1 protein-coding gene is annotated in these 315 nt (G+C 27.0%); it reads left to right on the top strand.

What is annotated here, in order from left to right; translation table 11 throughout:
* A partial coding sequence (locus FAY47_RS20565; protein ID WP_185966929.1) for a hypothetical protein occupies positions 1–315 on the top strand: 315 nt, incomplete at both ends.

Raw genomic sequence — 315 nt, 5'->3', positions numbered from 1 at the left:
GGACTTAACATAAGATATAAAGAATATAAAGGAACAGACACTGAATTAGAATGGTTAAACAACATTGTTGAAGATTCAGCAGATTTATTAGGTGTTGTTAAAGAACAGTTTCTAACTGAGTTTAATAATAATAGTGATCATGCAATTTATTCATTAGGACTATATGCAGAAACATGTCTTTTTCGTTCTATTACTATGACTGAAAGAAAAATAACTTACCACATAAATAGAGATTCAGAAAGAAATGTAATGCTCAGTGAATGCACTAAAGAATTTGATAATATTTTTAAGAAAATTGATCCTATTATTTCTGAT

Source organism: Clostridium sp. HBUAS56017, from assembly GCF_007115085.1.
GTDB lineage: Bacteria > Bacillota > Clostridia > Clostridiales > Clostridiaceae > Clostridium > Clostridium cibarium.
This window is presented reverse-complemented; position numbering and strand designations above follow the sequence as displayed.